Genomic DNA, 23648 nt, shown 5'->3' on the forward strand with positions numbered 1-23648 from the left:
TTTAGCTACCCTCCTCACTGTTTTCCTTTAAATCTTTTTTCATTTTATACAGAAAATTCATTGCATCCATTGGTGTCATTGCCAAAATATCTTTTTTAGCAAGCTCTTTTAAAATTGGACTTTCTTCTGTTTTAAACAAAGGTAATTGCTGATGTTTTTCTGCCTGAACATGTTTTTCAAGATTACGAACTGGCAGTTTATTATTATTTTCCAAACGAGCTAAAACTTTCTGAGCACTAATAATTATTTCTTCCGGCAGGCCTGCTAGTCTAGCAACTTCAATGCCATAACTGTCATTAGCTCTCCCTTTACCAATACGGTGCAAAAAATGTACCCCATCACTATCTTCTTTAACCAATACATTATAGTTTTTAATTCCAGTATACTCATCTTCTAATCTAGTTAGCTCATGATAGTGTGTTGCAAATAATGTACGAGCTCCAATACGTTCTGGATTATTTAAGTATTCACTTACAGCCCAGGCAATTGAAACACCATCATAAGTACTAGTTCCTCGCCCCACCTCATCTAAAATAACCAGACTTTGAGCAGTACTATTATTAACTATATTAGCAACTTCGTTCATTTCTACCATAAAAGTACTCTGACCAGTAGTTAGATCATCACTAGCACCTACCCGGGTAAAAATCCGATCAGTTAAACCTATAACTGCTTTATCTGCTGGCACAAAACAGCCTATCTGGGCCATCAATACTATTAGAGCAACCTGTCTCATATAAGTAGATTTACCCGACATATTAGGGCCAGTTATCAAAATAAAACGCTGATCACTCTGATTTAAATAGCAGTCATTTGGAACAAACTGTTCAGAAAACATCTTTTCCACCACAGGGTGACGACCATTTTCAATAATTATTTCTGAACCCGAATTAATATCTGGTCGTTGATAATTATTTTCTCCTGCCAGATAAGCAAAAGCTAGCAAAACATCTAGTATAGCAATTAAATCAGCTGTCCGATTAATTCTTTCTACCTCAGCTGCTATTTCTTCTCTAATTTCTAAAAATAATTTATATTCTAGATCATTAATCTTTTCTTCTGCACCTAAGACTTCAGCTTCTTTGGCTTTTAATTCCGGAATAATATAGCGTTCACTATTACTTAAAGTTTGTTTGCGCTCATAATGTTCAGGTACTTTCTCTAAATGAGAATTTGTTACTTCTAAATAATAACCAAACACTTTATTAAAACCAACTTTTAGCGTATTAATACCAGTCTTTTCTCTTTCCTCTTTTTGCAGAGCTGCAATCCAATCTTTACCACTGCCAACCAAATCACGCAGTTGATCAAGTTCTGCAGCATAATTATCTTTAATTATTCCGCCTTCAGTAATAGTAGTTGGAGGTTCTTCCTTAATAGAAATTTCTAATAACTGTTGAATATCAGTTAAAGAGTCAAATTTAGCGCTCAATTTAGCTAACAATTCAGTTGAAAAGCTAGTAATTAAATCTTCGACAATTGGTAATTTAGCCAGTGAATTTTTTAAAGCAACTAAGTCTCTAGCATTAGCAGATTGATAAGTTATTTTGCTCATTATTCTTTCTAAATCATAAATATCTGCTAAGTTTGTTCGTAATTTTTCCATTACTATATAATTATTTTTAATTTCTGCTACTGCATCATGGCGGGCTGCAATTTCAGTTTGATTAATTAAAGGCTGATTAATCCATTTTTTAATTTTACGCCCTCCCATTGAAGTAACTGTCTGATCAAGAACAGCCAGGAGAGATCCATTACGGCTATTATCTCTAATTGTAGCAGTTAATTCAAGATTTCTCCGACTGGCAGAATCAAGTACCATATAATCCTCTAAGAAATAAGATTTTAAAGCAGTAATCTGATTAATTGTTCTTTTTTGAGTTTCAGATAAATAAAGCAAAATTTGACCAGCTGCATAAACAGCCGCTTTCATTTCTGCACAGCCAAAACCTTCTAGGGAATTAACATTAAAATGTTCTAAAAGCAGTTCTTTCAGCTCTTGATATTTTTTGCTTTCAACTATATTTAAAGTAAAATTATAATGTTCCTGCAGCTGTTTTAATTCTTTCTGCTGGGCAATTTTTTCCTCCAAAAGTAGTTCACGAGGAGAAATTCGATTAATCTCATCACTTAACTTAGCTGCTTGTGACTGAGAAAATTCAGTTAAATAAAATTCTCCTGTTGAGATATCAGTATAAGAAAAGCCAAATTTATCTCCATAATTAAAAGCTGCTGCTAGATAATTATTCTCATTCTCAGCCAAGATTTCATTTTCAATTACAGTTCCAGGTGTAATTACTCTGATTACATCTCTTTCAACTATTCCACTGGCTTCTGCTGGATCTTCAAGTTGTTCACAAATAGCAACTTTTATTCCCTGCTTAATCAATTTTTCAATATAAGAAGCAGCTGAGTGATGTGGTACTCCTGCCATTGGAATTTTTTCTCCTCCACCCTTATTTCGAGAAGTTAAAGCAATATCTAATAATTTTGCAGCTCTTTTTGCATCACTGCCAAACATTTCGTAAAAATCTCCCAGTCTAAAAAATAACATTGCATCCTGATATTTGTTTTTCAAGTCATGATATTGTTGCATCATTGGTGTTAAATCAGCCAAACTTATCCCTCCATTACAGTCAAGTCTATCGATTAAATTAAAATATTCAAAAGCCTGAAAGACTTTAAACTTATCTTTCAGGCTCATAAATTAACAAACAGCAATTTAAGTCTACCATTTATTTAGTATTAACAGCTTAAGCATTAACTACGTTGCCTTCTAAAGTCCAACTTTTTGCTGTTTTAATTTTAACTTTAACAAGTTTACCAATTAAATTATCATCCCGTTCAATAAAACATAGCTTATTAGTACTTGTTCTACCAGCAAATACTTCTGGATCATTGTCACTAGGACCAGTAACTAAAATTTCCTGAGTAGTACCAATCAACGCTTGATTTTTTTGATAACTGATTTGATTTTGCAATTTCATTAAGCGCTGCAGACGTTCTTTCTTAACCTCTTCTGGAACTTGATCAGTTCTTTTAGCAGCAGGTGTCCCACTTCTGGGAGAATAGATAAAAGTATAAGCCATATCAAATTTTAATTCTTCAACCATTGCGATTGTCTGTTCAAAGTCTTTTTCACTTTCGCCCGGAAAACCAACAATAAAATCAGTTGAAATAGATACCTCTGGTACTTCCTGCTGAATTTTTTTAACTCTTTCAAAATAGTACTCCCGTTTATAACCACGGTTCATTTCTTTAAGCACCTTATTACTTCCTGACTGGACAGGTAAGTGTATATGTTTAGCTACTTTGTCTAGTTCTTTTATTTTAAATAGTAACTTGTCTGAAAAATCACGTGGATGAGAAGTCATAAATCTAATTCTAAGCAAGCCATCTATTTCATTTAACTGGCTAAGCAATTCTGGGAAATCGGTCTCATCAGCTAAATCTTTTCCATAAGAATTAACATTCTGTCCCAGTAATGTTATCTCTTTAACTCCATCAGCCGCTAATTGCTGACATTCATTTACAATAGCATTTAGTGGTCGGCTTCTTTCTCTGCCCCTTACATAAGGTACTATACAATAAGTACAGAAATTGTTACAGCCCTGAATAATAGAAACCCAGGCTTCATTTTCTGATTTGCGTTGGGATGGTAGATCAGGAATTAGTCCTTCTTCTTCATCCCAAACTTCTACAACTCTCCCTTTACCAGCTGCTATTTTTTCAATTAAAGCTGGCAGATGATGAATATTATGTGTTCCAAAAATTAAATCAACATGCTGATATTTTTTATATATTTCAGCTACTGGTTCATCCTGCTGCATCATGCAGCCCCCAATTCCAATTATTAAATCGGGGTTTTCCCTTTTATATTGTTTTAATTCACCTAACTTACCATAAACTTTAAGTTCAGCATTTTCCCGAATTACACAGGTGTTCAGAATTATTATATCTGACTCTGCCAATTCTTCGGTAGGTAAATAACCCATTTCTTCCAGCATACCAGCTAGTTTTTCTGAATCATGCTCATTCATCTGGCAGCCATAAGTTATTATTTTATAATATTTATTTTTTAGCAATTAGTTCACTCCTATTAAAATTAAGCCAATTTAAATCTAATGATCAAAGTTTTTTAGTTGATCTAAACTTTCATTTTTCCCAATTACAACAAGTCGATCTCCTTCTAAAATTTTATCTCCAGCTCCAGGAGAAACGTTTAAATTTTCTCCTCTTTTAATTGCCATAACATTAACATTAAATTTGGATCTGAATTCTAAGTCTTGTAAAGTTTTACCGATCATTTTATCAGTAGCAATTATTTCAATAACTCCATATTCAGGTGCAAATTCAATATAATCAAGGACATTAGAAGAAATCAAATTATGCGCTATCCGGACTCCCATATCTCGCTCTGGATAAACAACTCGATCAGCCCCTACTTTAGTTAAAACTTTACCATGTAAAGCATCTGGTGCCTTAACTATTACATAAGGAACTTTTAGTTCTTTTAAAATTAAGGTACAGAGGATATTTGCCGATACATTGTCACCAATGCTAACTACTGCTACATCAAAATTTCTTACACCAAGTGTTTTTAGAGCTTCTTCGTCAGTTGCATCTGCTTCTACAGCATGAGTAACTTTATTAGCAATTCCCTGGACTCTTTCCTGATTTTGATCAATCGCTAGTACATCAAAATCAGCTTCTGCCAGGGTAGTAGCTACACTTGATCCAAAACGACCCAGACCAATAACTACAAACTGTTTCATCACTTACCTCCTAACCAACCATAACCTTTTCCGTTGGATAATGATAGGTTCCTTTGCGCTGCTTTTCTCCAATTGCTACTGCTAAAGTTAAGGGGCCAACTCGACCAGCAAACATAGTAATAGTAATTAAAACTCTACTAAGATCAGATAAATGGCCAGTAATACCTGTAGAAAGACCTACTGTTCCAAAGGCAGATACAGTTTCAAATAAAACATCTAAGAAACTAAAATCTTCAATAATTAGCAGTAAAGTTGTGACAAGTACTACTAATCCCGCTGAAAGCATAGTAATTGTAAAAGCTTTATAGATAATTTGTTTTTCAAAACGTCTATTATAGACTTCCATATCTTCTTTACCTGTAACCATATTCTTTAATGTAACCATCATTACACCAAAAGTAGTTGTCTTAATCCCCCCACCAGTTGATCCTGGAGAAGCTCCAATAAACATTAAAACAATAATTAAAAATAATGATGACTGCCGCAGCTGTCCAGTAGGTAATGTATTAAAGCCAGCTGTCCGGGGAGTTACTGATAAAAACATAGCTGAAAGAATTTTATCAAGCAGTGGTAAACCTCGCATAGTATTGTTATATTCTAAGCCAAACATCAAAATAAAACCAACTAAGAGCATGATTAAAGTAATAATTACTACAATTTTTGTCTGCAGAGTTGTCTTTTTAAATTTGACTCGATTATAAACTTCCAACATAACTCCAAAGCCAATTCCACCCAGAATAATTAAAGCCATAATCACAAAGTTAATAGTTATATCTCCAGCAAAATTTTCTAAACTATTACCAAAGAGATCGAAACCAGCGTTATTAAAAGCTGAAACTGAATGAAAAATAGACAGATAAACTGCTTTCCAGAAACTATAATCCTGGCTCAAACGCAGAAATAAAATTGCTGCCGCTGTTCCTTCTATAGTAAAAGTAAAGCCAAGTAGGTATTGAACTAGTCTAACCATTCCTGAAATTTGATACTGGTTTAAATCTTCTTGAATAATTAACCGTTCTTTAAGGCTTATTTTTTTCCCAATTACAAAGGCAAATAAAGTTGACATTGACATTATTCCCAGTCCGCCAATTTGAATTAAAAGCATAATTACTGTTGAACCAAAAATTGTAAAAGCTTCTTTTGTATTTACTACAATTAGACCTGTCACACAAGTGGCAGAAGTTGCTGTGAAAACAGCATCAATAATTCCCAATCCCTGACCATCATTAGTAGCTATTGGCAGCATTAAAAGGATTGAGCCAATCATAATAATTACAAAATAGCCGCTTACTAAGTATTGAGCCGGGGTAAGATTTTTCATTTTAAATTTCATACTGACTCAGCTCCTAGAATAAACATTTAGTTAAAATCGGACATATATTCGAGCTAATTATACTATAACTAATCTTAAAAGTAAAATAAAAACTGGGGTAACTACCCCAGCTCTTAAAAGTATATAAATCTTAAGTAACTAATTAAATCTTAAGTAATTCTTAGCCATCATAAGGTTCAAACATATCTTTGCCTACACCACATTCTGGACATGTCCAGTCATCTGGTAAGTCTTCAAAAGAAGTTCCAGGTTCGATTCCACCTACAGGATCTCCTTCTTCAGGATCATAAATGTACATACAAACTGTGCACTGATATTTTTGCATACTAAATTTCACCATCCTTATTAAAATAATAATATGTTTCTTTAATTATAGAACAAATTTATCAATCATGTCAAGTTTTATCCAACTAGATACGCTTGAAATAAGTTGGAGAATAAACTGATTTAATTCCACTCGAATTAGCAACTTGTTCAGCTATCAAGGACGCTATTAAAAGAGGAATAATTAAACTATAATTATGAGTAAATTCTAAAATAACAAAACTAGCAGTTAAGGGTGCTCTAATAACAGCACTTAAAACAGCAGCCATTCCAATTAAAGCTGCTAAAATAGCTGAATTAGCTGCTGTAGGAAAAATTATAATAAAAATTTGATTAACTAAGAGCCCGGTCAGACTACCCATTAATAAAGCAGGCGAAAAAATACCGCCTGATCCACCTGAAGCAAGCGTAAATACTGTCGCTACAAGCTTAAAAAATAAGATAACAAATAGAAAATAAAGATTATAGCTCTTAGAATTAAATAAATCAAGAATAATACGGTTGCCAGAACCAAGCACCTGTGGAAGCTTAAAAGCAATAAGCCCAACAATTAATCCTCCCAGAGCAGGTTTTAAAATAGAATTTATTTTTTGATAGTCATTGATCTTTTTTTCCATAAATTTCAAGCTATAAATAAAGATAATTCCTAGTCCAGCTGCAACTATTCCAATGATAATAGCCAGCAAAAAATTAACAGCATTTCCCGGCTGATTTAAATTTAAATTGGCCAAAAAAAGATCTCTGCCACTTAGCCTAATTATCATATCAGCTGCCACTGCACTAATTGTAACCATAATTAAACGATCCTTCTCTAACTGCTTAAATAAAACTTCAGTTACAAACATAATTCCGGCCAGTGGTGCATGAAAAAGCCCAGCAATACCTGCTGCAGCACCACAACCAAGCATAGTCTGATAATCAAATAGTTTCAGGTCAAGCTGATAACCAATTAAATCCCCCAGACCAGAACCTATTTCAATAATAGGTCCAATTCTACCTGCTGAACCACCTGTAGCAATAGTGATTGCAGAAGCAAATCCTTCCGTTAAAAGATCACGATAACTTAAATGACGTTCTTTACTCTCTATGGAAGCTAAAATAGCAGGTATACCATGGCCTTTAGCAGATAAACTACCATATTTAATTACTATTCCAACTAATAAACCTCCTAAAGCAGGTAGAAAAATAAAACCTGTACGCAGTCCAGCAGAAGAGTTTAAATCTATTTTAAGCAATAGAGAGGTAATAAAATTCAAAAAATTATTATAAAGCAGTGCAATCATACCTACCAGCAGCCCTAAAATTAAAGCAATTATTAATTTAAAATAACGATTATTATAATTTAATTTACCCAGCAATCTTTCTCCACCACCTGGCTGTTAAAAGTAAAGCTTTCGTTTAATTTGAATTCCAAATATTAATTAAAAAGCTTAAACATCAATAGTTTTAGCAAGTTCAGCATTATTAAAAATGAACTCTTTCCGTAAAGATGCATTAGAGCCCATTAAACGAGTGAAAATATCATCAGCTTCGAAATCATCATCAATTTCTACTTTCTGTAGTACCCGGTTAGCTGGATCCATTGTTGTCTGCCAGAGTTGTTCAGGATTCATTTCTCCTAGCCCTTTATATCTCTGCAGAGAAAAATTGCTATTTTCATTCTGCCTTCTATAATCAAATAATTCCTGATCACTGTATAAATACTGACTCTGTTTACGCCAGCTGACTTTATAAAGTGGTGGCTGAGCAAGATAGATATGTCCATGCTCAATTAGTTCAGGCATATAACGATAAAAAAGAGTCAAAATTAAAGTAGCAATATGGGCTCCATCTACATCAGCATCTGTCATAATAATAATTTTATGGTAGCGCAGTCGTTTAAGATCAAAATCTTCACCAATACCTGCTCCCAGAGCAGTTATAATCGAAGCAACTTCATTGTTATTTAAAATTTTATCAAGACGAGCCCGTTCTACATTTAATATTTTCCCTTTGAGAGGCAGTATAGCCTGAAATTTGCGCTCTCTGCCCTGCTTAGCCGAACCACCAGCTGAATCACCCTCTACAATAAACAATTCGCTATTTTCAGCCTTTTTACTGCTGCAGTCAGCTAATTTGCCTGGCAAAGAGTTAGAACTTAGCGCACTTTTACGTTTGGTCAGTTCTCTTGCTTTTTTAGAAGCTTTTCTAGCTCGTACTGCCTGAACTGCTTTATCAATAATACCTTTGGCAACTTCAGGATTGGTATCGAAGTAAAGGCTCAAATACTGATAAACTTCTGTTTCAACGATACTTCTAATTTCACTATTACCCAATTTAGTTTTAGTTTGACCCTCAAATTGTGGATCAGGTAATTTTACATTAATAACTGCTGTTAATCCCTCTCTAACATCTTTACCACTTAAAGATGAAATTTTAGCAGGCAGCTGATTATTATTTTTCGCAAAACTATTAATTGTTCTAGTCAAAGCTGTTTTAAAGCCAGTTAAATGATAACCTCCATCTATAGTGTTGATATTATTTGCATATGAATAAATTCTTTCATTATAGCCATCATTATACTGCAGAGCAATCTCTATTTCATAATCATCTGGTTGTGATTCAAAGTAAACAATTTCATTATTAATTGTAGTCCGATCTTTATTTAAATATTCAACAAAAGCTTTAATTCCCCCATCATACTGAAATTCATCTGATTTTATTTCTGAACCTCGTTCATCTGCCAAAGTCAGTGTGAGCTCTTTATTTAAATAAGCAGATTCCTGTAGGCGGTGTGCCAAATTTTCGTATTTAAATTCTACTACAGTAAAAATATCTGCATCTGGTTTGAAACGAATAACTGTACCTGTTCGATCAGTTTTACCAATTTTTTTTAATTTATCAACAGCAACTCCCCGACTAAAATGCTGCTGATATTTATTTCCCTGCCAGTGTGTTGTAATCGTTAATTTTTCAGAAAGAGCATTAACAACAGAAACACCAACTCCATGCAGACCACCAGAAACTTTATAACTATTATTGTCGAATTTACCACCAGCATGAAGAGTTGTTAAAACAACTTGAACTGCCGGTAAACCTGTTTCAGCATGAATGTCAGCCGGAATTCCTCTTCCAAAATCTTCTACAGTTATTTCATTATTTTCGTGAATTGTCACATTTATCTGACTGCCATTGCCAGCCAGGAACTCATCTATACTGTTATCTACCACTTCCCAGACTAGATGATGTAAACCTCTAATTCCAGTACTTCCAATATACATACCTGGTCTTTTGCGGACTGCTTCCAGACCCTTTAAAACCTGAATTTTATTTGCATTATAATCAGTCTTATTAAAAAGGTTATCCATAAATCTCACATCCTTCATTTCATAATTATAACAGAGCAATAGCTATAATGCCAGTATTTTTAAGCTTTAAATTTGCATAATCTATTCTGAGAATGATATTATAAATAAGCAATAATATGTTTTTTGAGAGGAGTAAGATAATGGAAGAAGAAATTTATCCAATTGCAATTGAAGATAAAATGAAAGATGCTTATTTAAGTTATTCACTTAGTGTAATTATAGGTAGAGCTCTACCAGATGTAAGAGATGGTTTAAAACCTGTTCACAGGAGGATTCTATATGCCGCTAAAGAACTTGGCTTAACTCACGAAAAACCTCATAAAAAATCTGCTCGACTAGTTGGTGAAGTATTAGGTAAATTTCATCCTCATGGTGATTCTGCTGTTTACGATGCTTTAGTCAGGATGGCCCAGGATTTTAATCAGCGCTATCAGCTTATTGATGGTCATGGTAATTTTGGTTCAATAGATGGTGACAGTGCTGCTGCTATGCGGTATACAGAAACTAAACTTACAGAAATAGCTGAATCTCTTTTAAGTAATATTGATCAGGAAACAGTAGAATTTGTAGATAATTTTGATGGAAGTCTCCAGGAACCGGAAGTTTTACCGGCTAAAATTCCTAATTTACTAGTTAATGGTTCCAATGGAATTGCTGTCGGAATGAGTACTTCTATTCCCCCTCACAATCTTGGCGAGGTAGTCGATGCTTTGCTTCATCTTCTGGATTATCCTAATGCCAGACTGGAAACAATTATTAAAAATTATCTACCTGGCCCTGATTTTCCAACTGGAGCAACTATTGTTGGCAATGATGGCATTAAATCTGCTTATCAAACTGGTAAGGGTAAAATAATTTTAAGAGCAAAATCAAAATTAGAGAAATCCGGTCGGCATCAAAATATTATTATCACAGAAATTCCTTATCAGCTTAATAAATCAAAATTAATTGAAGAAATAGCAGATCTAGTTAATAAAGGTAAGATAAATTCTGTAGCAGATTTGCGAGATGAATCTGATAAACAGGGAATTAGAATTGTAATTGAATTAAAAAGCAATGGTGATCCCGAATTAACTTTAAATAGATTGTATAAATATACTTCAATGCAGAGTAGTTTTAGAATCAATTTATTGGCACTTAATGATAAAAAGCCTGTAGTTATGGGATTACTAGAAATTCTGCAGCATTTTCTCAATTTTAGAAAAGAAATCATTCGCAAACACACTCGTTATGACTTAAATAAGGCTGAAAACAGATTTGAAATTCTTGAAGGGTTAAAAGTTGCTATTGATAAACTTGATCTGGTAATTCAGATTATTCGCAGTTCAAAAGAAAAAGCTGAAGCTAAAGCTAAGCTAGTTGAACAGTTAGAAATCAGTGAAAAACAGGCTCAGTCAATTCTAGAAATGCAGCTGCAGCGTCTGGTGGGTATGGAAATGGATAAATTAGAAGCAGATAAAGTAGATTTAGCTAAAAAAATATCTAATTATAAAAAAATATTAGCTGAAACTGCTGAATTGAATTCTGTTTTGAGGAATGAATTAAAAGAAATCAAAGCAAAATTTGCTGATCCAAGAAGAACAGAAATTATTGCTGATGATACTAAAGCAGAGATTAGTAAAGATGATTTAATTAAAGAAAAATCAGCTGCTATTTCTCTTTCCTATCGAAGTATAATTAAGCGAAGTGAAGATTTTAATAATCTAAAAGCAGCTAAAAATGATTATTTAATAGATGCAGTTCAGGGATCATCTTTAGATCAGCTGCTCTTCTTTACAGATCAAGGTGAAGTATATAATCTACAAGTTCATGATCTAGAAGAGCATCATGGTCTAGCAACTGGTGATAACTTAAATAAATATCTGCAAATACCTTTAAAAGAAAATGTAGTTTCACTTAATATTTTAAGTAAAAATAAGCAAACAGATTTTTATTATACTTTTGTAACTAAATCTGGCCAAATAAAAAGAACTGCAGCTGAAGAATATCGCAGTAATTACAGCCATATTAGAGCTATTAAATTAGCAGATCAAGATAAATTAATTAAAGTAATCAAAACTGATCAAGAACAAGAAGTAATAGTTGTTAGCAAAAATGGCTATTTAATCCGTTTTGGAGGCAGCAGCTTTTCAAGTACAGGTAGAAATACTCAAGGAAGTAGAGCTATCAATCTCACTGATTCAGATCAGCTAGTTTATTTTGATAAATATGAAGCCAATTCATATCTAGTTTCAGTTACAGAAGATGGGCGGGCAAATAAAATTAATCTGGCTGCATTTAACTCTCAACAGAGAAATGGTAAAGGAATTAGAATTTTTTCTAATCAAAATTATCGGCTTGCTGGGGCTGTTAGCTGCTCAGCTGGAGCTGAAATATTATTAACTGCTAAAAATGGAGAAATTTATCCAATTTCAATTAGCAAAATCCCTGAAACTACTCCAGGTGGTAATATGTATCAAATAACTAAAGATTTTGATTTCGAAAAAATAACTTCAGTTAATAAAATAATCTCTGTTAAAACTGATTAATTTAAATAAAAAAAGGGGCATCTCAGCTTGAGACGGCCCCTTTTTTCTAATTATTATTTAATTTACTATTTCAAAAAAACATGGTTGCCAATTCTAATTACTCTGGTTCGTTTAGCAAAAAATTGGGGATTTTCAGAGATAGTAGGATTATAGAAATATAAACAGCCATGAGTTGGATCAATTCCATTTATAGCATCATAAGCTGCTTTAAAAGAATCACTATTTGCACTTAAATTAATTGACCCATTTTCAACTGGTTTAAATTGACCCTTTTGATAAACAACTCCCCTGATGGTATTAGGAAAAGCAGGATCATAAACTCTATTCATGATTACTGCTCCAACTGCTACCTTACCTTGATAACTTTCACCTCTGGCTTCAGCATTAATTATTTTAGCTAAAACTTCAATTTCTGCCGCTGAAAAATTGTTTTGATCATAAAAGTCTTCCCGGTTAACTCTGGCTTTTGTTTTGTCTTTATCCCCTGCTAAAACAATTAAAAGAAACATTAAACCAAGTCCGGTATATAGATCATCTTTACTGATCGAACTAGCAGCTTTTACCTGCTGACCAGGTAGAATAACGGGCAGTAAAATACTATTAATAGCTAGAATAAAAGCCAGGCTAATTATAGTTTTATTTATTAGTGATTTCTGCATTAAAAACTCCCCTTAAAATTATTACAGGATTAAAGCAAGAATAGCTAGAGCTCCAATTACATAACCTGGTTTAATAGAATTTTTTTCACTTTCAATTTGATCATTTTTAGCTGATTTTTCAGCTTCTAACTCTTTAATTCTATTTTCTAATTCCTGAATTTTAGTCATATTAATACTCTGGTTATCTTCTAATTCTTGCATTTTTTGACCTGATAATCCTTCTGTCTTAAGTTGTTCTAGCTGAGATTCCAGAGAACTTAACCGCTGATTAATATTAGTTACATCACTGTTAAGTTGGGCTAAATTATCAATATGGTCGGAAAGAGATTGCACTTCTTCCTGTAATTCAGCAACTCTTACATTAACATCAGAAATATCTTCATCCTGAATCTGGTTCTGATCTTCAACTTCTTTAAGACGATCTTCAAATTTTTTCTGACGTTGAACAACATCAACTAACTCATCTCTAAATTCTAATGATAATTCACGGATTGTATCAACATCGTCTTCAGACAAATCCTGATTATTAGTTGTCATATTGTCAAGCAGATTAGCAATAACTTCTGCCATTTCATATCTAGTAACAGCTTGATCACCATTAAAATCTTCACCTGCATAAAGGCTTAAATATCCTCTTTCAGCTAATTTATGCACACTATCATAGGCCCAGTGATCCCTTGGAACATCACTAAACTCTTGAGCTGATACAGAAAATGTAAACACCATTGATAATAATAAAGTAATCATTAAAACTTTTTTTGCAATCGACATTAATTATTCCTCCTCAGAAATATTTTTAATTTTAATTTTAATCTCATTTCCTAACTCATTAACTGCTTTTAAATCACTAATACTTAATTTACCATGTTCTGGATCCTTTAATTTAAAATGAACTGTGGCAATTATTCCATTCGAAGTAGCAAATGGGAAATCCTGATTAAAATGCAAGTTTCCTCTTGCTGCCCGCTGCGGTCTATTAAAGGGCAGAAATTTACCGTTTCTAACAAAGAAATCTCCTCGCGAAACATGAGTTAATAATAGTTTATCCGCATTATAATTAAGGTCAAAACTAATATTATCAGCTTGACCAATATTAGCAGCAACTATATCAATTGAATAATAATCAGCATCTACTTTCCCTGTAGTTTCTTTAAGATAAATTAAAGGATTTAATTGAGGTAATTCAATTTCTTTAACTATTGTTTTCTCAAATCCATTCAATCCACTAACTTTCAAAGCAAAAGGTAATGTTCCTTCAACTCGTAAAGCTTTAATTGACCAATTTACTTTTAAGGATTCACCCGATTGTAAATTGCCGAGATTTTTAAGTGGTTTTTCACTTTCTGCTGGAACCAATCCTGGTGGAAAAATCAATTCGGACTCCACACCATAAAGAGCACTTTCACCAAGATTACTAATCTCTGCCTGTACTCTAAAAGGATTCGGTTCTAATTTACCAGCAACTGATTCGACTTTTTCCATTAAACTAATATCAGCATCTAGAACAGGTGGCCCTAAAAACTTAACCTTTCTTTCTACTTGATTAGAGTCAGTATTTGTTGCATCTGCTGTAACTCGATAAGTTATTTCTGCCGGCAGATTATCTAGGTCAAGTGGTCGAACATTCCAGGTTAATTGAGAAATACCGCCTGACTCCATATTGCCAATATTTTTAACTGACTGATCTGCTGTAAATCCAGCTGGTAGATCAAGCTTAATACTAACATCATTGGCTCTAATCTCAGAAGTGTTTTCTAAATAAGCAACCACTGGAAAACTATTATTATTTTGATCAAGTGTAACTTCAGCAGCTGATGTTACTCCCAGAGATAAAATCCCTGGTACAATAGTAATCCCACCAAGGCCGTATTTAGTTACATAAGTTTTAGTTGCACCAGCATCAATTATTTCAGGTACCCAGTACATCGCAACTGCACTGTCTGTTTCATACTCTCCCTTACGAATAAAATCTTGACCTGGATTAAAATCAAAATCCCAAACTCCATCGGCTAGACTACCCCAATCAGAAAAATAAACTCGGTCAGGAATAGTAACATCAGGTCCAATAAATGAACCCTGAGAAGTCACTTGCGGATCAGAAATACTGTCAAAAGCCTGCCAGAAATCATCAAGCTGTTTGTCATAATAGAGTTTATCAGAATCAATTGTATCTTCACCTAGTCTAAATGGTGCTCCATCATTTTCTCCCAGCATAGTATCAAGCATAATTCTAAGCCCAACTTTTTCTGATTCTGAACCATTATTAGTAATTCTATATTTAATCTGAGCACTATCAGCCAGCCCAGTTGTTGAACTTTTTACAATTGTCAAAATCTGTTCAACTACTACATCACCAAATTTAGTAGTTGTTATTACATTACCATCTTCAACTGTTGGGGGCTTTATTACTTCCCCATATTTGGCCCCTTTACCTGCTCGACGTTCAGTCTTACCACCAAAGACATACTTTTCATTATTAATCCAGAGTGAAGTATAAGATGTCCAGGGATTAGGCCTACCATAAATCAAAGGCTTATCATCATCATTCTCTCTAGCAGGGGCCCCACCGGTAGTTTCAACTGCAAATCTTCCTTGAGCGTTATCATTTTGATTAATAACTATCATTATATATTGATTACCATAGCGCAAATTGTTATATTCATCAACATTCTGAAAGAAATCATCTGCTGCTGTGGCCTGCACTGAAACCAATGCCAAAAACATAAAAAGACCGAATAAACAAAATATAATTCTTTTACTAAAATACATAGGCTGCCTACTCACCTCCATTAATAAATTCTACCTGACCAACTTCTACCTCAACCTGAGTATTATCAGAATCATCAACAAAATAATGAACCTGAACTGCTATTCGATATGGCTTTTGGTATTTTTTAAATTCCCAGCCTCTTTCTAGAGTTATCTGAGCAACTCTGTCCATTGAATCAAAACCAGAAGATTTTAAGACTTCAATTCCAGCTACTTCTCCCTGAACAGATATCTGAACCGAAAGTTCAACTGTTCCTTCAGCTCTTGTTCCAACTAAATCTTTTGGGAAAGTTGGAGTTGCGATTGTACTAATCAAATCACCAGAAGTAGGTGGTGGAGGTGGTTTAGGTTTTGATTTAGTTTCAGTTTTATCTTCAACAGCTAGCTGTTCATTTTCCGGTACAGGTTCAACTTGACTATCTGCTGATTTTTGCTGCTCATTATTTGCTGATTCCTCTACAGCCTGATCTTGAGCTTGATTTGACTGCTCACTTGTCTGAGCTGCCTGATCTTCTTGAACCACTTCAACCTCACTTTCGCTATTTTCACTACTGATAACTTCCTGTTCTGGTTCAGGATTTTCAGCTGTTTGAGTATCAATAGCTGGTTTTTCATTTAATTCTTCTTGTTCTGCAGTTTCAGCTGGTTCTGGCGTTGAATTATCTGCTGAATGTTGATCAGCCTCAGTTAATTCTGATTGATTATCAATTGCTTGATCTGTTTTTTCGGCTTCAATAGTCTTATCATTGTCTACCTGAGCAGACTCAATTTGTTCTTGTACTGGTTTATTTTCAGTTTCCTCTACTATTTCATCTAGCTCAGTTTCTTTTTCAGGCTGTTCAACTTCTTGTTCTGATTTTTCTTGATCATTTTGATCAATTTTATCATCAGACTCAACTATTTCTTCTTTAACTGGATCTTCTGTTAATTCAGCTTCTTCTTCGACTACTTTATTTTGCAGAGGAGCTGGCTGATATTCAACCATCTGTACATATCCATAATCATTTAAATTACTTTCACTTTTAACATTACCATTTAAAAAACCGAAAGGCAGAAAGTAAAGCAGTACAAAATGAAAAATAATCGATAAAACTATATAGAGAAATAAATTATTCTTATCATTATTATTTGGCATAAATTCACCATCCTATCAACTACCTTCTTTATCAGCAGCCAGAGCCAGCCTGGTAATACCGGAGTTTCTCATGCCATCCATTAATGATACTACATTTTCATATCTAGTATCTTTATCTGCGCTAATTATGATAGTTAAATTAGTATTTTCCTGCTGTTCTATCTCAGCTTCAGAAATAATCTGACTTAAATTAAGCTGCTGCTCATTATAATAATAATTACCCTGTTCATCTATCTCGACAACAAAATTAACGTGCTGTTGTTCAGTTGCTGTAACAGCTTTGGGAAGCTGCATATCAATTCCCTGAGGAGTAGTTTTAAAAGTTGTAAAGAGCATAAAAAATACCAATAAGAAAAAAATCACATCAATCATTGGAATTATATTAATCGATGTTTTTTTCTTAAGAGAAGTTTTGAACATCTTGTTCACCTCTATTTGAGCTTACAACATCAACAATTTCTACCATGCTCAGATTCATATGATGAGCTCGCTTTTCAACTTTATGAGCAAAATAGGAGTAAAAAATAGCAGTTGGAATCGCAATAATTAATCCCAGAGCTGTACTTATCAAAGCAGCAGCAATTCCAGAACTAATTTGTGCTGGATTAGCTGCCCCCGCAGCGGTACCTAAAATATTAAAACTGCTAATAATGCCCATTACAGTTCCTAATAAACCAAGCAAAGGAGAAATCATAGCAACCACATCTAAAATCGGGAGATGCCTTTCCATTTTTTTTATTTCATCTTCTCCAACAGCCTGTAAAACTTCCCGCAGACGAGCAGAATCTTCGCTATTATGAGCTAAAGCAGTAGATAATAATTTTGCATTAGTACTTTTATTGCCTTTTAATTCATTTAAAGCACCTAAAATATCTCCTTCTTCAACTAAAATTTCTATTCTTTTAATCAACCTAAAATTGTTGTCATTATTTTTGAAAAAAAAGATAGCTTTTTCAATAATTACAGCCAAACTAAACACAGAAGCTATCAAAAGTGGAATAGTCATCGGTCCACCTAAAGTTAATAAATTCCAAATACGAGTTAAATCCAATCAAATCACTCCTTAAGTCTTATTAATTTAAGAATTATATGCTGCCTATTAATATATTAATTTCTATATAAAAACTGATATTCCTTTATTCTTACTACTATTTACGGGGAATCTCAAGTCGAAAAGCTGTTCCTTTTTGCCTGCTTTTTACCTCAATTTTAGCCCCATGAGCCATTAAAAGTTCTTTAGCAACTGCTAAACCAATTCCAGTTCCTTTATTTTTAGAATTCCTTGATTTATCAGCACGATAAAATCTTTCAAAAATAAAAGGCATTTCTGACTCAGGTATTCCAATACCTGTATCTTTAATTTCTACAACTATTATATCTGTTCTGACCATAGTTTTGAGCTTTATTTCACCTGAAAATTCATTATATTTAACAGCATTCTGAATAATATTATAAAAAATTTGATAGATACTATCTTGATCAGCTAAAGTAAACGCATCTGCTGCTAGATCAAATTTAATCTGTAAATTTTTAGCTTTAATTTCTTTATCTAATTTAACAGCAACATTTTCTAAAATTTTATTTAGATTAACTTTTTCTTTTTTTAAATTAAAAGTTCTATTTTGCGCATCAGCAAAATTCTTCATCTGCTTAATTAAATGATTCATACGATTAATTTCTTCTTTCATTTCAACTATAGTTTGACTATTTAACGTAATCTTTTGATCTTCTAGAGCCTCTAAATAACCAAGTAAAGTTGTTACTGGAGTCCTTAATTCATGTGATAAATCAGAGGTTGAGTCTTTTCTTATTTTTTCCAGATTTGCTAATTTAGTTGTCATCTGATTAAAAGCAGTAATTAATTCTGCTAGTTCATCATTACTGTTAGCAGTCAACTTTTGTTGATAATCACCTGCAGCTACTTTTAAAACAGCATTTTTGAGATTTAGTAAAGGCTTAGTTATTCTTTTTGATAAGAAAAAAGCTATAATTAAAAATAAAACAATTACTATCAAAGCACTAAAAAGTATTGCCTGATATACCTTATTCTTAAAATAACTATAAAGATCATTATTTAAACCAGCCGGAGAAGCAAACTTCTGCCATAAAATAGTGGCCACCGGTTCTCCTTGAATAATAATCTCTTTTTTAGCAAATAAGTCATAATTAAGCTGCTGTTTTAACTGTAATTCATCTGAAAAATTATCTTCAGGCATCATTCCCATATTGCCATTGCCCATCATAGAATGCATTCTCCGCATAGAATTAGCAGGATAAATAATATTGCCAGCTTGATTTAGCAGTACAATCTGAATTCTATTTGTACGGCTAAAATTAGTTAAAATTTGATTTAAGCTAACCTGGCTAATATCTGGCAGTCTTTCACTCAACAGTGAGCTTAGTTCATTAATACTTTCTTCTCGTTGTAGATTAATAAAATCATTAAAACTTTCTCCAATAGAATAATTAATTATTATTCCGACCAAAGCAAGAGTAAAGAAAATGAGTAGTAAAAAAACAATAAATAATTTTTTCCCTAATTTAGACACTAAATATCCCCCTGAAATTTATAACCTGCCCCATAAACTGTAATTATATATTGATCCTTTTTAAGATCAAGCTTTTTACGAATATTCTTTATGTGAGCATCTATTGTCCGGTCAAAACCATTAAATTCCAGACCCAGGACTTTATCAGCCAGCTGATTTCTGCTTAGCACCTGACCCGAATTATTAATTAAAGTAAGTAATATTTTAAACTCAGTTGTTGTTAAGCTGCAATTATGGCCCTGCTTTTTAACCAACATTTTTTCTGGAAAAACTTCAATTTGACCTTCTTCCAATTTAATTATAGCAGCATTTTTTTTATTTTTGCTTCTTCGCAAAATTGCCTTTACTCTAACTAAAAGTTCTCTTGGACTAAAAGGTTTGGTTAAATAATCATCAGCACCATATTTAAAGCCACTAATTTTAGCCTCCTCACTACTTTTAGCAGTCAGCATAATTATGGGTAAGTTTGAAACCTGACGAATCTTTTGACATAATTCTTCGCCGCTTAATTTAGGTAACATTAAATCTAAAATAATTAAATCTAAATCTTCTTCCTGAAAAATATTTAACCCCAGCTGACCATCTTCAGCCATAATAATTTCGAAATCTTCTTTTAAATAAGAATTTATTATTTTCCTGATTTTATATTCATCTTCTACAACAAGAATTCTAGCCATGTTAGACACCTCAATTTTTACCAATAAAAAAAAGATACTCTAATATATATTATATATCCTCAGCGGGTTATAAAACAAGTTAAAATATGATTAAAATAAAAAAATCTGTCTGCCAAAACTTAACGGCAAACAGATTAAATAAACTTAACTAAAAATAGCTCATAACTATCTCGGTTCAACTATTAACTTGATAGCTGTTCTTTCTTCTCCATCAATTTCTATATCTGTAAAAGCAGGTATACATATTAAGTCGATTCCACTAGGAGCTACAAATCCTCTTGCAATTGCTACAGCTTTAACTCCTTGATTTAAAGCACCAGCACCAATAGCCTGTAATTCTGCATTACCCTTTTCTCTCAAAACACCGGCTAAAGCTCCAGCAACTTTGTTAGGACTAGAATTAGATGATACTTTCAATACTTCCATCTTCGCAAATTACCTCCTTGATTGGATAAATAATTAATTAGCTATCTATATATATAATATTATTCATTTAAGTAGCTAATTCCTGCTTATTAAAGAAATAATATTTTATTTTTGCTGTAAACTTAAAATATTCTGACAGCTGTTGTTTTCACTAATCTTTATTACTGCTCCCTCTAATTTAACATCTCCAGTTGCTACTTCATATCTAACCGGCAGAGATGTTTTCATTTTCTCTACCATTTTTTCTACTTTCATCCCCAGCACAGAATGGACCGCTCCAGTCAAACCAGCATCTGTAATATAAGCAGTTCCACCAGGTAAGATTTGAGCATCATTTGTCTGCACATGAGTATGTGTTCCTAAAACAGCTGTTACCTGACCATCAACTGCATGCGCAAAAGCAAGTTTTTCTCCCGTCGCTTCAGCATGAAAATCAACAATGATTAAATCAGAATCTTTGATTTCTGGATAAAGGTTTTCAAAATAGTGATAGGGAGAATTATTATTACCCAGATAAACCTGTCCAATTAAATTTACAATACTGATAGTTTTTTGCTGATGTTTAATAGTTGTCCAACCTTTACCAGGCAGATCTCCAGGATAATTTAGTGGTCTGATTAACCTTTTCTCTTGATCAATAAAATTAAATATATCTTTGTTGTCCCAGGTATGATTTCCCATTGTCAAAATATCTATACCATAACTATAAAGCTCAGCAGCCACTTTTTCTGTTATTCCAAAGCCACCTGCTGCATTTTCTCCATTTGCAATTACCAAATCAATATTTTTTTCTGACTTTAATTCTGGTAAATATTCACGAACAGCTCGCCGGCCTGCCCGACCAACAATATCACCGATAAATAATATATTCATTTCAAGATTCTCCTAATTAAATTTATTACAGATAGTTTTGCTATTTAGAAAAGGCTCCTCAAAGAGGAGCCCATTACTTTCAATATATTAACTTACTTTGCATAATCGACAACTCTGGTTTCTCTAATAATTACAACTTTTATCTGACCAGGGTAATCGAGATTTTTCTCAATTTTTTTGGTAATATCTCTTACCATCTTACTAGTTTCTAAATCATTGATTTTATCTGGTTCAACAATAACTCTGATCTCTCTCCCAGCTTGAATAGCATAAGCCTTTTCTACACCAGAAAAAGATTCACCAATTTCTTCAAGTTCTTCTAAACGCTTGATATAAGATTCAAGTGTTTCTTTTCTAGCACCAGGTCTAGCGGCAGAAATAGCATCCCCAGCTGCAACAAGAACCGCTTCAACTGATTTGAACTCAACATCATTATGGTGAGCTTCGATAGTATGAAGAACTTTTTCGCTTTCCCCATATTTTCTAGCAGTATCAACTCCAATATCAACATGAGTTCCTTCTACATCATGATCAATTGCTTTACCAATATCGTGTAGTAAACCACCACGTCGAGCCAGAGTAACATCAGCTCCCAATTCAGCAGCCATTATTCCTGCTAAATAAGAAACTTCCATTGAATGCTGAAGTACATTTTGGCCATAACTAGTTCTAAATTTAAGCCTTCCTAAAAGCTTAATTAATTCAGCATTTAAACCATGCACCCCTGTATCAAAGGTAGCTTGTTCCCCGATCTCTTTTATATGTTGATCTAATTCTTTTTTAGCTTTTTCAACCATTTCTTCAATCCGGGCCGGATGAATTCTACCATCAATAATTAATTTTTCTAGAGCAATTCTGGCAATCTCTCTTCTAATTGGATCAAATCCAGAAATAACAACTGCTTCTGGAGTATCATCAATAATTAAATCAATCCCAGTTAAACTCTCCAAAGCTCTAATATTTCTTCCTTCCCGACCAATGATACGACCTTTCATGTCATCATTGGGAAGATTAACTACTGAAACTGTTGATTCAGTTACATGATCAGCTGCTGATCTTTGAATTGCCAGTGAAATAATTTCCCGGGCTCTTTTTTCTGATTCTTCTCTGGCCTGAGATTCTTTTTCTTTAATCAACTTTGCATACTCATGATCAAGCTCTGATTCAACTTTATTTAATAAATAATCTTTTGCTTCACTTTCAGAAAAACTAGCAATTGTTTCTAATTTTTCTTTCTGCTGTTGTCTTAGTTCAGTAATTTTCTCTTCTGCTTCAGTTAAATTGCGATCTCGATCTTTAATACTCTGTTCTTTTCTTTCTAGATTTTCAGACTTACGATCAAGATTTTCTTCTTTATGCATTAAGCGATTTTCTAATCGCTGGAGCTCATCTCTTCTTTTTTGACTTTCTCGATTTGCTTCTTCTCGAATTTTATGAGCTTCTTCTTTAGCTTCAAGAGTGATTTCTTTTTGCTTTGCTTTAGCATCTCTTTCTGCATCTTTGAGTATTTTTTCTGCTTCTTCTTCAGCAGATTGCATACGTGCTTTTGCAATATACTTTCTACCTAAATACCCAGCTACAGCACCAATTACTAAAGCTATTATAAAATAAAATACACCTCCAGTAATAATATTCACCTCCTGTTCCATATTCAGTTTTTAGTTTTTTATATTTACATTTACTAATAATATTTTAACTTTTTTAACTAGCTATGTCAAGAAAGTTTAATTTTATGGATAAAAAAGGAAAAACCTGCTAAAGCAGGTTTTTTATTCAGCATTCTATTTTTTTGTGACCTTAAAAATAATATTGTTTGTAAAACCTTTACTAGCCAGATAATTTTTTAGTTTATAACTAGATTCAGTCTCTTCTTTACGACGTCTAAGCCATTTATCTTTTAACTCAACTGCCATCTCAGTTTCTGTCTCATTGCTTAAATGTTGATTAAGAGCCTGATTAATTAATTCTCTAGCAAGACCTTTATCACTCAATTCCTTATAAATAAGTCTTCGCCCGCGCGGATGATGTTTAACTCTAGAACGAATCCACATTTCGGCAAACCTTGCTTCATTTAAATAATTTTCTGCTAAAAGATAATCAATAACAGATTCAATAACAGCTGGAGAAAAGTCTTTTTTTTCCAGCTTAGTTTTCATTTCACTAATAGTTCTCTCTCGATAACTAAGAAGTTTAAATGCTTTATTTCTTGCCTTTGAAAATTCTTCTTGATCACCTTGATCATTTAATGCCATA

The 23648-nt window shown here is 33.2% G+C and carries 20 protein-coding genes; 1 reads left to right on the forward strand and 19 read right to left on the reverse strand.

Annotation, left to right across the window (positions count from 1 at the left end; genetic code table 11):
* Position 1: 1 nt before the first annotated feature.
* The 7 genes from mutS to gyrB form a co-directional block, all read right to left on the reverse strand.
* Positions 2 to 2617 carry a DNA mismatch repair protein MutS gene (mutS, locus tag BMZ74_RS01040; protein ID WP_089858303.1) on the reverse strand — a complete coding sequence of 872 codons (2616 nt, stop codon included), beginning with the start codon at positions 2615 to 2617 and terminating at the stop codon, positions 2 to 4.
* A 136-nt stretch (positions 2618 to 2753) separates the two neighbouring features.
* On the reverse strand, positions 2754 to 4085 hold the full coding sequence (gene miaB / locus BMZ74_RS01045; RefSeq protein ID WP_089858307.1) for a tRNA (N6-isopentenyl adenosine(37)-C2)-methylthiotransferase MiaB: 1332 nt from the start codon (positions 4083 to 4085) through the stop codon (positions 2754 to 2756).
* A gap of 36 nt (positions 4086 to 4121) precedes the next feature.
* A complete protein-coding gene (locus BMZ74_RS01050) occupies positions 4122 to 4775 on the reverse strand; it encodes a potassium channel family protein (RefSeq protein WP_089858310.1) in 654 nt (217 codons plus the stop codon).
* A gap of 10 nt (positions 4776 to 4785) precedes the next feature.
* Positions 4786 to 6108 carry a TrkH family potassium uptake protein gene (locus tag BMZ74_RS01055; protein WP_089858313.1) on the reverse strand — a complete coding sequence of 441 codons (1323 nt, stop codon included), beginning with the start codon at positions 6106 to 6108 and terminating at the stop codon, positions 4786 to 4788.
* 160 nt (positions 6109 to 6268) lie between these two features.
* A complete protein-coding gene (rd, locus tag BMZ74_RS01060) occupies positions 6269 to 6433 on the reverse strand; it encodes a rubredoxin (RefSeq protein WP_005488503.1) in 165 nt (54 codons plus the stop codon).
* Positions 6434 to 6518: 85 nt separating this feature from the next.
* On the reverse strand, positions 6519 to 7790 hold the full coding sequence (locus tag BMZ74_RS01065; RefSeq protein WP_245750773.1) for a chloride channel protein: 1272 nt from the start codon (positions 7788 to 7790) through the stop codon (positions 6519 to 6521).
* Positions 7791 to 7862: 72 nt separating this feature from the next.
* Positions 7863 to 9779, reverse strand: coding sequence for a DNA topoisomerase (ATP-hydrolyzing) subunit B (gene gyrB / locus BMZ74_RS01070; protein WP_089858317.1), 1917 nt, complete (start codon positions 9777 to 9779; stop codon positions 7863 to 7865).
* Positions 9780 to 9919: 140 nt separating this feature from the next.
* On the opposite strand from gyrB, the gene gyrA reads away from it, so the two are divergent.
* Positions 9920 to 12307 carry a DNA gyrase subunit A gene (gene gyrA / locus BMZ74_RS01075; protein ID WP_089858320.1) on the forward strand — a complete coding sequence of 796 codons (2388 nt, stop codon included), beginning with the start codon at positions 9920 to 9922 and terminating at the stop codon, positions 12305 to 12307.
* 65 nt (positions 12308 to 12372) lie between these two features.
* Here gyrA and BMZ74_RS01080 read toward each other — a convergent pair whose 3' ends face one another.
* The 12 genes from BMZ74_RS01080 to BMZ74_RS01135 form a co-directional block, all read right to left on the reverse strand.
* The gene (locus BMZ74_RS01080) at positions 12373 to 12966 is read right to left on the reverse strand and encodes a cell wall hydrolase (protein ID WP_089858323.1); all 594 of its coding nucleotides are present in this window, start codon (positions 12964 to 12966) and stop codon (positions 12373 to 12375) included.
* Between the two features lie 21 nt (positions 12967 to 12987).
* Positions 12988 to 13737: an S-layer homology domain-containing protein gene (locus BMZ74_RS01085; protein WP_089858326.1), complete on the reverse strand. Its 750-nt coding sequence runs from the start codon at positions 13735 to 13737 to the stop codon at positions 12988 to 12990.
* 3 nt (positions 13738 to 13740) lie between these two features.
* The gene (locus BMZ74_RS01090; RefSeq protein ID WP_245750774.1) at positions 13741 to 15690 is read right to left on the reverse strand and encodes a COG1470 family protein; all 1950 of its coding nucleotides are present in this window, start codon (positions 15688 to 15690) and stop codon (positions 13741 to 13743) included.
* A 52-nt stretch (positions 15691 to 15742) separates the two neighbouring features.
* Complete coding sequence (locus BMZ74_RS01095) at positions 15743 to 16870, reverse strand: energy transducer TonB (protein WP_089858332.1); 1128 nt, start codon at positions 16868 to 16870, stop codon at positions 15743 to 15745.
* A gap of 15 nt (positions 16871 to 16885) precedes the next feature.
* On the reverse strand, positions 16886 to 17290 hold the full coding sequence (locus tag BMZ74_RS01100) for an ExbD/TolR family protein (protein WP_089858336.1): 405 nt from the start codon (positions 17288 to 17290) through the stop codon (positions 16886 to 16888).
* Positions 17271 to 17921 (reverse strand): MotA/TolQ/ExbB proton channel family protein, encoded by a 651-nt coding sequence (locus BMZ74_RS01105; protein WP_089858339.1) that lies wholly within the window; start codon positions 17919 to 17921, stop codon positions 17271 to 17273. Before BMZ74_RS01105 ends, BMZ74_RS01100 begins: the two co-directional genes overlap by 20 nt.
* Before the next feature lie 97 nt (positions 17922 to 18018).
* Positions 18019 to 19419: a sensor histidine kinase gene (locus BMZ74_RS01110; protein ID WP_089858342.1), complete on the reverse strand. Its 1401-nt coding sequence runs from the start codon at positions 19417 to 19419 to the stop codon at positions 18019 to 18021.
* On the reverse strand, positions 19419 to 20096 hold the full coding sequence (locus tag BMZ74_RS01115; protein ID WP_089858346.1) for a response regulator transcription factor: 678 nt from the start codon (positions 20094 to 20096) through the stop codon (positions 19419 to 19421). Before BMZ74_RS01115 ends, BMZ74_RS01110 begins: the two co-directional genes overlap by 1 nt.
* A 165-nt stretch (positions 20097 to 20261) precedes the next feature.
* Positions 20262 to 20522 carry a stage V sporulation protein S gene (locus BMZ74_RS01120; protein WP_089858349.1) on the reverse strand — a complete coding sequence of 87 codons (261 nt, stop codon included), beginning with the start codon at positions 20520 to 20522 and terminating at the stop codon, positions 20262 to 20264.
* Positions 20523 to 20627: 105 nt separating this feature from the next.
* Positions 20628 to 21395 (reverse strand): TIGR00282 family metallophosphoesterase, encoded by a 768-nt coding sequence (locus BMZ74_RS01125; RefSeq protein WP_089858352.1) that lies wholly within the window; start codon positions 21393 to 21395, stop codon positions 20628 to 20630.
* 92 nt (positions 21396 to 21487) lie between these two features.
* Positions 21488 to 23044 carry a ribonuclease Y gene (gene rny, locus BMZ74_RS01130; RefSeq protein ID WP_089858355.1) on the reverse strand — a complete coding sequence of 519 codons (1557 nt, stop codon included), beginning with the start codon at positions 23042 to 23044 and terminating at the stop codon, positions 21488 to 21490.
* 132 nt (positions 23045 to 23176) lie between these two features.
* Positions 23177 to 23647: a regulatory protein RecX gene (locus tag BMZ74_RS01135; protein ID WP_089858358.1), complete on the reverse strand. Its 471-nt coding sequence runs from the start codon at positions 23645 to 23647 to the stop codon at positions 23177 to 23179.
* Position 23648 lies beyond the last annotated feature (1 nt).

The organism is Halanaerobium salsuginis, assembly GCF_900114545.1.
Taxonomy (GTDB): domain Bacteria; phylum Bacillota; class Halanaerobiia; order Halanaerobiales; family Halanaerobiaceae; genus Halanaerobium; species Halanaerobium salsuginis.